The sequence below is a fragment of the Oceanospirillum linum genome (assembly GCF_001995095.2).
Classification (GTDB): Bacteria; Pseudomonadota; Gammaproteobacteria; order Pseudomonadales; family Halomonadaceae; genus Oceanospirillum; species Oceanospirillum linum.
This window is the reverse complement of record NZ_MTSD02000001.1, coordinates 826,962-840,781: the sequence shown is the minus strand read 5'-3', so window position 1 is coordinate 840,781 and position 13,820 is coordinate 826,962. Positions and strand designations below refer to the sequence as shown.

General features: G+C 48.9%; 11 protein-coding genes. 9 read left to right on the top strand and 2 right to left on the bottom strand.

Features of this window, described 5'->3' with window-relative positions; translation table 11 throughout:
- Positions 1–108: 108 nt before the first annotated feature.
- A complete protein-coding gene (locus BTA35_RS03925) occupies positions 109–2,802 on the bottom strand; it encodes a [protein-PII] uridylyltransferase (protein WP_077243086.1) in 2,694 nt (897 codons plus the stop codon).
- Positions 2,803–2,817: 15 nt separating this feature from the next.
- Positions 2,818–3,591: a type I methionyl aminopeptidase gene (gene map / locus BTA35_RS03920; protein WP_077243085.1), complete on the bottom strand. Its 774-nt coding sequence runs from the start codon at positions 3,589–3,591 to the stop codon at positions 2,818–2,820.
- Positions 3,592–4,020: 429 nt separating this feature from the next.
- Here map and rpsB point away from each other — a divergent pair, with 429 nt between their 5' ends.
- The 9 genes from rpsB to bamA all read left to right on the top strand — a co-directional run bounded on the left by rpsB (position 4,021) and on the right by bamA (position 13,795).
- Positions 4,021–4,752, top strand: a complete 732-nt coding sequence (gene rpsB, locus BTA35_RS03915) for a 30S ribosomal protein S2 (RefSeq protein ID WP_077243084.1) — start codon at positions 4,021–4,023, stop codon at positions 4,750–4,752.
- 138 nt (positions 4,753–4,890) lie between these two features.
- Entirely contained in the window at positions 4,891–5,754 is an 864-nt protein-coding gene (tsf, locus tag BTA35_RS03910) for a translation elongation factor Ts (RefSeq protein ID WP_077243083.1), read from the top strand.
- A 106-nt stretch (positions 5,755–5,860) separates the two neighbouring features.
- Complete coding sequence (pyrH, locus tag BTA35_RS03905) at positions 5,861–6,586, top strand: UMP kinase (protein WP_077243082.1); 726 nt, start codon at positions 5,861–5,863, stop codon at positions 6,584–6,586.
- Between the two features lie 10 nt (positions 6,587–6,596).
- Positions 6,597–7,154 carry a ribosome recycling factor gene (gene frr, locus BTA35_RS03900; RefSeq protein ID WP_077243380.1) on the top strand — a complete coding sequence of 186 codons (558 nt, stop codon included), beginning with the start codon at positions 6,597–6,599 and terminating at the stop codon, positions 7,152–7,154.
- 49 nt (positions 7,155–7,203) lie between these two features.
- Positions 7,204–7,950 carry an undecaprenyl pyrophosphate synthase gene (uppS, locus tag BTA35_RS03895; protein ID WP_077243081.1) on the top strand — a complete coding sequence of 249 codons (747 nt, stop codon included), beginning with the start codon at positions 7,204–7,206 and terminating at the stop codon, positions 7,948–7,950.
- A complete protein-coding gene (locus BTA35_RS03890; RefSeq protein WP_077243080.1) occupies positions 7,943–8,758 on the top strand; it encodes a phosphatidate cytidylyltransferase in 816 nt (271 codons plus the stop codon). The genes uppS and BTA35_RS03890 overlap by 8 nt, the downstream gene beginning before the upstream one ends.
- Positions 8,755–9,975 carry a 1-deoxy-D-xylulose-5-phosphate reductoisomerase gene (gene ispC / locus BTA35_RS03885; protein ID WP_077243079.1) on the top strand — a complete coding sequence of 407 codons (1,221 nt, stop codon included), beginning with the start codon at positions 8,755–8,757 and terminating at the stop codon, positions 9,973–9,975. The genes BTA35_RS03890 and ispC overlap by 4 nt, the downstream gene beginning before the upstream one ends.
- A gap of 19 nt (positions 9,976–9,994) precedes the next feature.
- Positions 9,995–11,350, top strand: a complete 1,356-nt coding sequence (gene rseP / locus BTA35_RS03880; RefSeq protein WP_077243078.1) for a sigma E protease regulator RseP — start codon at positions 9,995–9,997, stop codon at positions 11,348–11,350.
- Between the two features lie 132 nt (positions 11,351–11,482).
- On the top strand, positions 11,483–13,795 hold the full coding sequence (bamA, locus tag BTA35_RS03875) for an outer membrane protein assembly factor BamA (protein WP_103989710.1): 2,313 nt from the start codon (positions 11,483–11,485) through the stop codon (positions 13,793–13,795).
- Positions 13,796–13,820: the final 25 nt, after the last annotated feature.

The window sequence follows — 13,820 nt, the reverse complement described above, 5'->3', positions numbered from 1 at the left end:
GAATAATATCTGCTTTTGGTTTGATTATACCGACTGTAGGCGTTAACCCTGCTTCTGTATGTAATAAAAAAGCGATCCGAAGATCGCTTTAGGGTAGCTCAGTGTATTTTAATGACCATTGCTGACCTGTTCGTCGAGGTCATGGCAGATGCGGTAGCGCAGTTTCTCGCATAAATTGGGGTCGCTGATTGGCCCTAGTGTCCGGTCAGTAATGACAAATATATCCTCTACCCGTTCACCCAAAGTGATAATCTTTGCTGACAGGATATTAATATCCATCTCCACAAAGATACGGCCGATTCGGGCCAGCAGTCCGGGGCGATCCGGTGTAATCACTTCCAGTGTTGTACGCTGACTGATGGGGTCGTTACTGATAATCACCTGAGTTGGCATTGTAAAATGCTTCAATTGACGTGGGGTCCGGCGCTGAATGATTTCGCTGTAATCCGCAGGATCGTCGAGCTCTTCAATCAGAACGTGTTTGATCTCTTCAATACGGGCTTCGTCACGGATCGGCTCGTCATTACTCTCAAGTACGATATAGGTATCGAGGGAATAACCATTGCTGGAGGTGCTGATCCGGGAGTCATGAATATTCAGTCCCAGTTGCTCCATGGCTGCTACTGTGGCAGCAAACAGATGATCCTGCTCCTTCGTGTAAATAAAAACCTTGGTTCCGCCGACCTGCTCCACTTTTTTCGGATTGGTCACCAATACCAACGGCATATTAGGTTCTTTGTGATCCAGAATTTGTTCGGTCTGAAAGGCGATCTCTCTGGCGCTGTCCTGCAGGAAGTATTCTTCACCGAGCAGATTCCAAAGTGGCCAGATACGGGTTTCTTCCACACCCCATTTTTTCAGAAAGATCAATGCATCCTGCTGGGTCTCTTCCACCCACTCCTGGCGGTCAATGGGGTTCTCAAGGCCTCGGCGTAATGCGCGTTTACTTTCAACATAAAGTTGTTGCAGCAGCGTGGCCCGCCAGCTATTCCAAAGATTGGGGTTGGTGGCGTTGATATCCGCTACGGTCAGGATGTAAAGGTAATCGAGCCGGGTTTCATCCCGCACCGTCATAACAAACTCCTGAATGACCTCCGGGTCTGAGATGTCCTTTTTCTGGGCGGTCATCGACATCAGAAGGTGGTGTTCAACCAGCCAGCTGACCAGACGGGCATCGTGTTTGCTCAGGTGGTGGCGCTCGCAGAACTGGAGGACATCTTTAGCACCCAGCTCGGAGTGATCTCCGCCCCGGCCTTTGCCTATATCGTGATAGAGGCCGGCAATGTAGGCCAGTTCACGTTTGGGGAGGCGATGGAATATCTGAGCAGCAAACGGAAACGCTTTACGGGCCTCTTCTTTCTGGAAGCGGTGCATAAACTTGAGTAAAAGCAGGGTATGGGCATCGACGGTGTAAATGTGGAACAGGTCGTGCTGCATCAGGCCGATGGCGTAACCAAACTCCGGCAAATATTTTCCAAGAATACCGTAGCGGCTCATACGGCGAAGCTGTCGGGCGACGTTACCAGGACTACGCAGCAACTCCATAAACAGAGAGGAGTGGCGGATATCCTGGCGGAAGCTTTCGTCAATCAGGTGGCGGTTATCCCTCAGCAGGCGAATCGTTGAAGCACGCACGCTTTCGATCTGAGGGTTCTGGGCCATCAGCAGAAAGATTTCCAACAGCGCAAAGGGGGTGTTTTCAAATACTCTGTTATGGGTGGCTTCAATCTTATGATTTACAATCTGGAAACGCTTATTGAGAATCTCAACTTTGGCTTCATGCCGGGATTGTAAAATAGCATCGTCGAAATGCTGCATCAGGACATCGTTCAGCTCAGTCAAAGACATCACCACCCGATAGTAACGGCGCATAAACTGTTCAACCGCCAAGCGTTCATCATTGTCAGCGTAGCCAAAAAGGTCTGCCAGTGTTCTCTGATGATCAAACAAGAGGCGATCCTCAGCACGCCCCGCTGTCATATGCAGGGCATACCGCACCTGCCAGAGGAAAGCCTGCCCCTGCTCCATAATGCGGACTTCAGATTCGGTGAGAAACCCCTCCCGCATCAGGCCTTCCAGGGTATGTGTACCGAAATGGCGTTTGGCCACCCAGCCGATCATCTGAATATCCCTTAAACCGCCCGGTGATGACTTGATGTTGGGTTCAAGGTTGTATTCGTTGTTGTCGTACTTGTAGTGGCGCTTAATCTGCTCTTGCCATTTTGCTTCGAAAAACTCGCTGCTGCTCCACATATGTTCCGTGTTAAGACGGAGAACCATTTCTTCCCGCAGGTTATCCGGGCCGACAATGGTGCGGTTTTCCAATAGGTTGGTGGCGACGGTGATATCGGCCCTGGCTTCCCGCTCACAGTCGGAGAGAGACCGGACGCTATGGCCGATATCTAGACTGATATCCCACATAAAGGTGATTAAGCGCTCCAGGCTGTCACGATAAGGGGCGTCGTCGTCATTGCGCAGCAGGATAAGTAAGTCGATATCAGAATGAGGGTGCAGCTCACCCCTGCCGTAACCGCCGACGGCAATCAGGCTGATATTATTATCAGGCCAGTCAAACTGTTCCCAGACCACACTTAATAACTGATCCATAAACCAGGCTCGGCCATGTACCAGATCTCTTATATCTGCATCATCTAAAAAACGTTGGTCTAATGTATCCTGGACACCCTGAATGGTTTGCTTAAACAGGCTAATTGAGGATTTGGCCTCGGCCAGCTGCTGCTTAAAGGTATGTTTGTTAAACAGTGATGGATCCGGTTCAAACTCATAGGGTGTCAGAGGCATGGGAGTGTCCGTATGTTACAGATCGGTTTCTTCTTTTCTCAGGGTCAGAATTTCACAGCCATCCTTGGTAACCAGAATGGTGTGCTCATACTGAGCGGATAAACTACGATCTTTTGTCACCACAGTCCATTCATCTTTCAGAGTTTTGCAGTGACGTTTTCCGGCATTGATCATAGGTTCGATAGTGAAGGTCATGCCTTCCTGTAGAGCCATCCCGGTTCCGGCTTTGCCATAGTGAACAACCTGAGGATCTTCATGGAAGCCCTTGCCGATGCCATGACCGCAGTATTCTCTTACAACAGAGAAGCCACTGGATTCGGCATGCTTCTGAATGATTTCACCAATGTCACCCAGAGTGGTGCCGGGTTTAACAATACGTAGTGCTTTGTACAGGCACTCCTGGGTCACCTGGCACAGACGTCGGGCCTGAATCTTGGCTTCTCCAATGATGAACATCTTACTGGTGTCGCCATGGTAGCCATCTTTGATCACAGTGATATCGATATTGATGATATCGCCATTTTTCAGCACCTTACTATCACTCGGAATACCGTGACAGATCACCTGATTCACCGAAGTGCAGATCGATTTAGGGAAGCCGTGATAATTGAGAGGGGCTGGGATGGCATCCAGATCGTTTACGATATATTCATGGCAGATACGGTTCAGCTCTTCTGTGCTGATACCCGCTTTTACGTGAGGCTCGATCATCTCCAGAACTTCTGCCGCCATGCGGCCAGCCACACGCATTTTTTCGATTTCTTCGGGAGTTTTAATAAGTACAGTCATATGGAATCTATTTCAGCCATCTTTTTGCGGATAAATAATAGTCTGAAATGGTAACGCTTATTGTTGTGCGGTGGGAGTGGCTGATTGGGATAAAATTAAAAAATAGACTTTTTTTGTCGGAAATAAATTCATAGCTTGTTTTTACCACCATAAAAAAGAGTAATTTAGTCCAATTTCTTTCTATTGTTTCAGTTATGTGGTATAAAGCCGCGCGCTTATATGCAAACTGTGTCTTATCGATTCTTGTTGCTGTTTCAGTAATGAGTAGCTGAATGACGCCTTTGCCTGTAACGCACTTAATTTTATTAAAAACGACACACACACACCGGCACGTAGTTCTGGGTGCTCCGATGAGATCAACGCAGGTTGCTCTGAAGGGTTGGATTATGGGGTGTGTGGAGGTTTAACCCTAAATTTCTAGGAGTCAAAATGTCTCAAGTTTCTATGCGTGATCTGCTGAAAGCAGGTGCTCACTTCGGTCACCAGACCCGTTACTGGAACCCGAAAATGTCTAAGTTCATTTTCGGTGCTCGTAACAAAATTCATATCATCAACCTGGAGCACACTGTTCCGGCGATGAATGAAGCTCTGTCTTTTGTTGAAAAACTGGCTTCCAGCAAAAATAAAGTACTGTTTGTTGGTACTAAACGTGCTGCGAGCAAAGTTGTTAAAGAAGAAGCATCACGCGCTGGTATGCCATATGTAAACCATCGTTGGTTAGGTGGTATGCTGACTAACTATAAGACGATTCGTCAGTCTATCCGTCGCTTCCGTGATCTGGAGTCGATGCAGAATGATGGTACGTTCGACAAGCTGAACAAAAAAGAAGTGCTGATGAATCAGCGCGAAATGGCTAAGCTGGAACGTTCTATCGGCGGTATTAAAGATATGGGTGGTCTGCCAGACGCTCTGTTCGTTATCGATGTTGACCACGAGCGTATCGCGATCAATGAAGCGAACAAACTGGGTATCCCTGTTATCGGTATCGTTGATACTAACAGCAACCCAGACGGTGTTGATTACGTTGTTCCTGGTAACGACGATGCAATCCGTGCGATTCAGATCTATGCACAGGGTGTTGCTAATGCTTGCCTGAAAGGCAAAGAAGGCAGTGCTTCTGAAGGCGAATTCGTAGAAGTTAGCGAAGCGCCTGCAGAGTAATTGAGTGTGTCGGCTCTTTTTTTGAGTCGTCATATACTGCTGTTAGTTTTAACAGTAGCGACAGTTAACTCTGCAAAGGGGGCGTAAGCCCCCTTTTGCACCCCCGGTTTTTCATATCAGATCAAGAGGTTATTCATCATGGCTGCAATCAGCGCATCTATGGTTAAAGAGCTGCGTGAGCGTACTGGCTTAGGCGTGCTGGAGTGCAAAGGCGCTCTGAAAGAAACAGGCGGCGATGTCGAGCTGGCAATTGAAAATCTGCGTAAATCCAGCGGTATGAAGGCGGCTAAAAAAGCTAGCCGTGTTGCTGCAGATGGTGCAGTGGCGACTAAAGTTGCTGAAGATGGCAGCTACGGTATCGTTCTGGAAGTTAACTCCGAGACTGACTTTGTTGCTCGTGACGATAACTTCAAAGGCTTTGTTCAGTCTGTTGCGGACAAAGTTTTCGAAACTAAACAAACTGACATAGCTACTGTAATGGCTGGTGATCTGGAAGCAGCGCGTGAAGCTCTGGTTCAGAAAATTGGCGAAAACATCACAGTGCGTCGCGCGGCAATCGTAGAAGCACCTGCTGGCGGCATCGTTGGTGAGTATGTACATGGCGGCCGTATTGGCGTTCTGTCTGTACTGACGGGTGCAAATGCAGACGTTGCTAAAGATGTTGCTATGCACACTGCAGCTGTTAACCCTCGCGTTGCTCGTCCTGAAGATATGCCAGAAGCAGAACTTCAGAAAGAGAAAGAGATCATCATGGCGCAACCTGATATGGAAGGTAAGCCTGACGAAATCAAAGAGAAAATGGCTGTTGGTCGTGTTAAGAAGTTCCTGGCTGAAAATAGCCTGGTGGAACAAGCTTTCGTTAAAGATCCTTCTGTGACTGTTGGTGCTTTCGTTAAAGATAGCGGCGGCGAAGTACAGTCTTTCATCCGTTTCGAAGTGGGTGAAGGTATCGAGAAAGTTGAAGAAGACTTCGCTGAGGAAGTGCGTAAGCAACTGGCTTAATTCGCATTTCTGATGTAATACAATGGCGTGTGTAGCGAAAGTTGCACGCGCCATTGTGCGATCTGACCCCCTGTTTTATAGACCCTTTCTTGCCGGAGACTGACCCATGCCAGTAAATGAAAAACCTTCCCAGTACAAACGTATTCTTTTAAAGCTTAGCGGCGAAGCCCTGATGGGTGAGCAGAACTTCGGTATTGACCCTACGGTTCTGAATCGTATGGCACTGGAGATTGGTCAGCTGGTAGGTATCGGTGTTCAGGTAGGTTTGGTGATCGGTGGTGGTAACCTGTTCCGGGGGGCGGCGCTGAGTCAGGCCGGGTTGGATCGTGTGACCGGTGACCATATGGGAATGTTGGCAACCGTGATGAACGGTCTGGCAATGCGGGATGCGCTTGAGCGTGCAAATATCCGGACTCGCGTAATGTCGGCGATTCCGATGAGTGGTGTGGTTGAACATTATGATCGTCGCAGTGCTATCCGTTATCTGAATACCGGAGATGTGGTAATCTTTAGTGCCGGAACCGGTAACCCGTTCTTTACCACAGATTCTGCCGCCTGCCTGCGCGGTATTGAAGTTGATGCTGATGTCGTGATTAAGGCGACGAAAGTGGACGGGGTTTATGATAAAGATCCGGTGAAATTCTCCGATGCGGTGAAATACGATCATCTGGGTTATGACAGCGTTCTTGAACAGAAGCTTGAAGTGATGGATCTGACCGCTATCTGCCTGGTGCGTGACCACAATAAACCGGTTCGTGTATTTGATATGAATAAGCCTGGTGCGCTGCTGAATCTGGTTGTAGGTGGCGACGAAGGAACACTAATTGACTGAGGAAACTTCCGTGATCAACGAAATTAAGACTGACGCAGAACAGCGGATGAAAAAAAGCCTGGAGTCCCTGACCACAGCTTTTGCCAAGATCCGTACCGGCCGGGCTCACCCGAGTATTCTGGATGGTGTATCTGTTGATTATTATGGTACGCCAACGCCGCTGAGTCAGGTTGCTAATGTTAATGTCGAGGATGCCCGTACTCTGAGTATTCAGCCTTGGGAGCGTTCCATGATTCAGGCGATCGAAAAGGCGATTATGACCTCTGATCTGGGCCTGAACCCAAGTACTGCTGGTACTGTAATTCGCGTCCCTATGCCGGCTCTGACAGAAGAAACCCGTAAGAACTTTATTCGGCAGGCTCGCTCTGAGGCGGAAAATGGTAAGATTGCGATTCGCAATATCCGTCGTGATGCTAATGGCTCCGTAAAAGATCTTCTGAAAGAAAAGGAGATTACAGAGGATGAAGAACGTCGCGCAGAAGACGATATTCAGAAACTGACTGATAAATACGTTGCTGAGGCTGATACGCTTCTGGCTGCTAAAGAAAAAGATCTGATGCAGGTCTGATTTTCCTCCGCACCCGCCGTTCAGGCGGGTGCCACTGTGTTGCCTATTCATGGATTCAAAAAAGCAGAAAAATATTCCCCGTCATATCGCTATCATTATGGACGGTAATAACCGTTGGGCTAAAAAGCGCTTTCTTCCGGGAGTTGCCGGACATAAAGCAGGTGCTGATGCCGTTCGGGCCGTGATCCGGGGCTGTGTGGATCAGGGGGTTGAGGTTCTGACCCTGTTTGCCTTCAGTAGCGAGAACTGGCAGCGCCCGCAAAAAGAAGTTAATGCTCTGATGGACCTGTTTCTCGTGTCTCTGCGACGTGAGGTCAGGAAGCTGCACAAATATGATATTCGACTGCGTATTATTGGCGATAAGTCTGGTTTTTCGGATGATATTCAGCAGGCAATTGATGAGGCAGAAACCCTGACAGAAAATAATAGAGGTCTGCAGCTGAACATAGCGGCGAATTATGGTGGCCGCTGGGACATCGTACATACTGCGCAGCAGCTGGCACGCCAGGTGGCTGAGGGTTTATTAAAACCTGAAGATATTACTGAGCAGCTGTTTAATCAAACGATTTCCCTTGGCGATCTGCCTGCGCCGGACCTGTGTATCCGCACCGCCGGTGAACAGCGGATCAGTAACTATCTGCTGTGGCAATTTGCGTATAGTGAGTTTTATTACAGTCCACTCCTATGGCCTGATTTTAAAGAAAAAGCATTGGCTGAAGCCATTGATGATTTTGCCGGACGACAACGACGATTCGGTAAGACCAGCGAACAAATAGAAGGAAAAGCTGATGCTTAAACAGCGTGTATTAACCGCTTTGATTATGGCGCCGGTTGCGCTGTGGGGGCTCTTTGGCCTATCTGTTGATTATTATATTCTTTTTGTTTCTGCCATTGTTTTGGTTGCCAGCTGGGAGTGGTCTAATCTCTCCGGTGTCTCAAGGTCCGGCAGCCTTATCTACCCTCTGTCTATGGCCCTGGTGCTTCTTGTTCTGAACGATATCCGGTCCGAAAGGCTTGATCAGATGATTCTGTACAGTGCTGCCGCCGCTTGGTTAGCTGCATTCTGGTTTGTGGTTCAGTATCCGAAGAAGAGTATCTGGAAATCGACTTCAGCCCGATTATTAATTGGTTTTGCTGTACTGATACCCTGCTGGGTTGGTTTTGTTGAGTTGCGCACCAGCTTTTGGCTGGGCAAAGAAGCTCTGCTTTATATTTTGTTACTGGTCTGGTGTGCCGATATTGGTGCTTATTTTGCTGGCCGACGTTTTGGTAAGGCCAAGCTGGCGCCTAAAGTCAGTCCCGGAAAATCCTGGGCTGGGGTTTATGGTGGTCTTTTGGCAACAGCCATTCTTGCCGTTATTTGTGCTCAGTACTGGGGGTTGAATCAGAAAGAGATGCTGACTCTTTTGGGGATAACTTTATTGGTAACTGCGGTATCTGTTCTTGGTGACCTGTTTGAGAGTATGGTTAAGCGTCATCAGGGAATGAAGGACAGCAGCCAGCTGCTGCCGGGTCATGGCGGTGTGATGGATCGCATTGATAGCCTGACAGCAGCCGTACCTGTTTTCGTTCTGGGTCTTAAGCTGACTGGATTAAGTTTATGAGTCAGCGAAAACCACAGAACATTACCCTATTGGGCGGCACGGGCTCCATCGGTGGCAGTACTCTTGATATAGTAGCCCGTCACTCGGATCTTTATCGCTTATATGCCGTTTCCGGCTACCGGAGAGTTCATGAGCTGGCCGAAATCTGCCGTCAGTTTGAGCCTGTGTTTGCGGTGGTTCCAGATCAGGATGCAGCAGATCAGTTAGAAGCAGAAACTGCAGACCTGAATACGACTGTTTTGGTCGGGGCGGATGCTCTGGAAGAGGTCGCCGCTGCTGAGCCGGTTGATATTGTGGTCGCTGCTATCGTGGGGGCAGCAGGCTTGCTGCCAGCGTTGGCGGCGGTAAAGGCGGGTAAGCGTATTCTTCTGGCCAACAAAGAAGCATTGGTGATGTCAGGCCAGCTGTTTATGGATGAGGTCCGACGATCCGGTGCAGAGCTTTTACCGATCGATAGCGAGCACAACGCTATTTTTCAGTGTCTCCCGGCTCAGGGAACCTGCTTTGATGATGATTCTTTGCCTGCATCCGGTGTTCGCCAGATTCTGCTGACGGCATCCGGAGGCCCGTTCAGAGGTTATAACCCTGATCAGCTAGCGGGGGTAACACCAGAGCAGGCGGTGGCGCATCCTAACTGGTCCATGGGGCAAAAAATTTCTGTGGACTCCGCCAGCCTGATGAATAAAGGACTGGAGCTGATTGAGGCCTGTTGGTTGTTCTCGGTTAAACCGGAGGCGATCCAGGTGGTGGTTCATCCGCAGAGCATTATTCACTCCATGGTTTCCTATAACGATGGTTCCGTGATTGCGCAAATGGGTAACCCTGATATGCGCACGCCGATCGCCTATGGCCTGGCCTGGCCAGATCGTATCGATGCCGGTGTAAAGCCTTTGGATCTGTTTCAGGTTGCTCAGCTTGACTTTGAGCCTGCTGATGAAGTTGCATTCCCTTGCCTTGCGTTAGCGCGCCAGGCTTTTTCTTTGGGGGGAACGGCACCTGCAATATTGAATGCAGCAAATGAAGTGGCGGTTCAGGCATTTCTTGATGAACGCATTGGCTTTGAGCAAATTCCTGAGCTCTGCCGGTATGCTTTGGATTGCCTGCCGGTGGAGCCTGCAGTGTCATTGGATATTATTCTGGCCAGTGATTGTAAAGCCCGGGAAATTTGTCAGCCCTATCTTGAACATTTATCGATGCATCGCATCAAAGCGCAGTGAAGATTAACGGAGAGCGTGCATGGGTGTTTTGCATACGGTATTGGCATTAATTGTCACTTTGGGAATTCTGGTTACAGTGCATGAGTATGGCCATTTTTGGGTCGCTCGCCGCTGTGGTGTGAAAGTCCTGAAATTTTCTGTCGGGTTCGGTAAGCCGTTGTATCGCTGGTTTGATAAAACCGGTACGGAATATGCGATTGCCTGGATTCCACTTGGTGGCTATGTCAGCATGCTGGATGAGCGTGAAGGTACTGTTCCTGAGGAAGATAAGCCCTACGCATTTAATCAGAAGTCGGTCTGGAAGCGAATTGCTATTGTGGCGGCTGGGCCAGTGGCAAATTTTATATTGGCCATACTGGCATACTGGGTGCTTTTCTTTTCCGGTAGCAGTGCGCTAGCACCTGTTATTGGGGCGGTTCAGCCAGACTCTCCAGCCTATGAGGCAGGTGTGCAGCCTGAATCTGAACTGATCAGTATTGATGGCGAAGCTGTCTTCAGCTGGCAGGATGCAGGAATGCAGCTGTTAAGCCGGGTTGGAGATACAGGACAGATTCGTATTGTCACGCAGGAGTGGCAAGGATATCGTCAGCAAGAGCATACTGTTTCAGTAGACCGTTGGCTGGCTGGTACAAAGGAGCCAAATCCGTTAACGGCCATTGGAATTACGCCTTTTTCTCCCCATCTTGAACCTGTGATCGGCAGGGTTTTGCCTGATGGCGCAGCTCAGAGAGCCGGGCTTAAAGTTGGTGACAGGGTTGTGACGGCTAATGGCGAGCCTGTTGTGGACTGGATGCACTGGGTGACTCTGGTTCAGTCTTCCCCTGATCAACAAATGACTCTTGAGATAGAGCGCCAGAGCCGTCTGGACTCTCTGGTCATTACGCCGGCCCTCCGTCGTTTGGACGATGGTCGTGAGATTGGCTATATAGGTGCTGCCGCGCAGCCTGCCCATTGGCCGGAAGGCATGGTGCGTGAAGTCCGCTATGGTGTTTTAGAGTCAGTGTCGCATGCGGTGGCTAAAACGGCAGACATGATTGTCCTGACATTGGACTCTATTGGTAAAATGGTTGTCGGTTTAATCTCGGTCGAGAATCTTAGTGGTCCGATCACAATTGCCCAAGTTGCCAGTGACTCTGCAAAGGGTGGTTTTGAGAGTTTCCTGACCTTTTTGGCTTATATTAGCATTAGTCTGGGTGTACTGAACCTGTTGCCTATCCCCGTTTTGGATGGCGGCCATTTGATGTTCTATCTTGCTGAAGCTATTACCGGGCGACCTGTACCGGAAAAGGCTCAGCAGTTTGGTCTGCGACTTGGTATGATGCTGCTGGCGGGTCTGATGATCATCGCTTTTTATAATGACCTGATGCGCCTTTAAATTTTCAGTTAAACAGTCTCTTCTGGATAGTAGAATTTTATGATCACCCGTATAAAAAAGTTCAGCCCCTTTGCCATGCTTCTCCGTGCTGAGCAGGCTTTTATATTGAAACGGTTGTTATCCGCAAAACACATGCTGTCCGGGGCTCTGATACTGCTTGGACTTGGTATAGGATCGCAGGCTGTTGCTGCACAATATGTCTTTGATGACCTTCGTGTTGAGGGTTTGCAGCGGGTTTCAGCATCCCGGGTGTTCAGCTCCTTCCCTATTGAGCTTCGTCAGCAGGTGGATAGTCAGGACTTGGTTGAAGCGAGTAAGTCTTTGTTTGAGACGGGCTTATTCGATGATGTTCGGCTTGAGCGTGATGGCTCTTTGCTTATTGTTGTAGTGCAGGAGCGCCCGGCGATCGACAAAATTGTGATTACCGGTAATGATAAAATTAAAACGGAACAACTTGAGCAAGGGTTGGCTCAGTCAGGACTGAAAGCGGGTCAGATTCTGCAACGGGTCACTCTGGAGCAGGTTGAGCTTGAACTTGAACGTATGTACCACGGCCTTGGCCGATACAGTGCCAGTATTAAGACCGAAATTGAATCTGTGGGTGAGAACCGGATTAATTTGAATGTAAAAATTCGGGAAGGTGATGTAGCGACGATCCGTCATATCAACTTTACAGGTAATGACCGGTTTGATAACGAGACTCTGGCAAAACGTTTCGAGTTGGAGGTTAAACCGAACTGGTCACTGTTCTCATCCGGCAGTCAGTACTCCCGTCCCAAACTGCAAGGTGATCTTGAACGCTTGCGCAACTGGTATCTGGGCCGGGGCTACCTGAAATTCAATGTTGATTCTACGCAGGTATCAATAAGCCCTGACCGGCTGGACGTGTATATAACGGTCAATGTCACCGAGGGTGAACCCTACAGCATTCGTGAAATTAAGCTGAGTGGTGAACTGATAATTGAGCCGGATGAGATCCTAGAGCTGATTGAGCTGAGTCCCGGTGACACTTTCTCCCGCACTAAAATGGTCAACACGACAGAAGCGATTCGTAAGCGCCTTGGCGAGGAGGGGTTTACCTTCGCGAATATCAATGCTGTGCCTGAGCTTCATGATGATCAGACAGTTACTCTGACTTTGATGGTCGATCCCGGTAGACGTACTTATGTTCGCCGCATCAATTTTTCCGGCAATGTCACAACAAAAGATGAAGTTCTTCGCCGGGAGATTACCCAGATGGAGGCGGGAACAGCTTCCACCGATGCGATTAAAAACTCTAAGACACGACTTGAGCGTCTGGGGTACTTTAAGTTTGTTCAGGTTGATACCCCTCGGGTTAGCGGTGTCGATGACCAGATCGATGTTAACTACACCGTTGAAGAGCAACCTTCTGGTAGCCTGAGTGCCTCTATTGGTTATTCACAAAACAGCGGCATTATTTTTGGTGCAGGTGTTCAGCAGGCAAACTTCCTGGGAAGCGGAACCAATGTTGGCTTTAATGTCAGTCGCAGTGACACGGTACAGAAGCTGGACTTCTCTATTTTTGATCCTTATTACACTCTTGATGGAGTCAGCCGCGGGATCAATGTTTTCTATCAGGAAAGTAATCTGGAAGACTCGGATATCAGTGGCTTTGCTACAGACTCATACGGCATGAAAGTCAGCTTTGGTTATCCTATAACAGAAACAGCTCGGGTCGGTTTAACGCTGGGTGCTGATAATACCCGTATCTACACGGGTGATGACCCGGTGGAGGAGGTTCTTACATTTATCGCAGATGAAGGCGACAACCATTCGGCCTTTAAAGTTGGCGGCTATATTAGCGATAATCAGCTGAACCGCGGCGTCATGGCAACGGACGGTAGCTATAACAAATTATCCGCTGAGGTTGCTGTGCCCGGAAGTGATATGACTTTCTTCACTTTGGAATATAAAAACCGTTACTTTATCCCGATCAATGATGACTATTCTGTGAAATTCCGAACGGATCTGGGGTATGCCGACGGTTACGGCAGTGATAGCTTGTTACCTTTCTATGAGCACTACTTCGCCGGTGGGTTAGGGTCAGTGCGTGGATACAGCGGTAACTCTCTGGGGCCAAAAAGTACCCCAACGGATGATGATGATCCCTCTGCATTTGGGGGTAATGTACTGGTGGAAACCGGTGTTGAGCTGATCTATCCGCTGTGGTTTGTTGAGGATAGAAGCAGCCTGCAAACCGTTGTTTTCCTGGATGGCGGTAATGTCTTTATGACGGAGTGCAGCCGGGTATCAACAAACTGCGCAGAGGGTGTTGACCTGTCAGAACTGCGTTGGTCGGCAGGACTTGGTCTGACATGGTTATCTCCTATCGGGCCTTTGGATTTTAGTATTTCTAAAGCATTAAATGCGTCCAGTGATGATGACACCGAGTTCTTCCAGTTCTCGATTGGTCAGACATTCTGACGTGCTAAAATAAAGGAGAGTTTGT

What these genes read in the sequence shown, in the direction of transcription:
- BTA35_RS03925 (WP_077243086.1), bottom strand. Translation starts at nt 2,802, where the DNA reads ATGCCTCTGACACCCTATGAGTTTGAACCGGATCCATCACTGTTTAAC.
- map (WP_077243085.1), bottom strand. Translation starts at nt 3,591, where the DNA reads ATGACTGTACTTATTAAAACTCCCGAAGAAATCGAAAAAATGCGTGTG.
- rpsB (WP_077243084.1), top strand. Translation starts at nt 4,021, where the DNA reads ATGTCTCAAGTTTCTATGCGTGATCTGCTGAAAGCAGGTGCTCACTTC.
- tsf (WP_077243083.1), top strand. Translation starts at nt 4,891, where the DNA reads ATGGCTGCAATCAGCGCATCTATGGTTAAAGAGCTGCGTGAGCGTACT.
- pyrH (WP_077243082.1), top strand. Translation starts at nt 5,861, where the DNA reads ATGCCAGTAAATGAAAAACCTTCCCAGTACAAACGTATTCTTTTAAAG.
- uppS (WP_077243081.1), top strand. Translation starts at nt 7,204, where the DNA reads ATGGATTCAAAAAAGCAGAAAAATATTCCCCGTCATATCGCTATCATT.
- BTA35_RS03890 (WP_077243080.1), top strand. Translation starts at nt 7,943, where the DNA reads ATGCTTAAACAGCGTGTATTAACCGCTTTGATTATGGCGCCGGTTGCG.
- ispC (WP_077243079.1), top strand. Translation starts at nt 8,755, where the DNA reads ATGAGTCAGCGAAAACCACAGAACATTACCCTATTGGGCGGCACGGGC.
- rseP (WP_077243078.1), top strand. Translation starts at nt 9,995, where the DNA reads ATGGGTGTTTTGCATACGGTATTGGCATTAATTGTCACTTTGGGAATT.
- bamA (WP_103989710.1), top strand. Translation starts at nt 11,483, where the DNA reads ATGCTGTCCGGGGCTCTGATACTGCTTGGACTTGGTATAGGATCGCAG.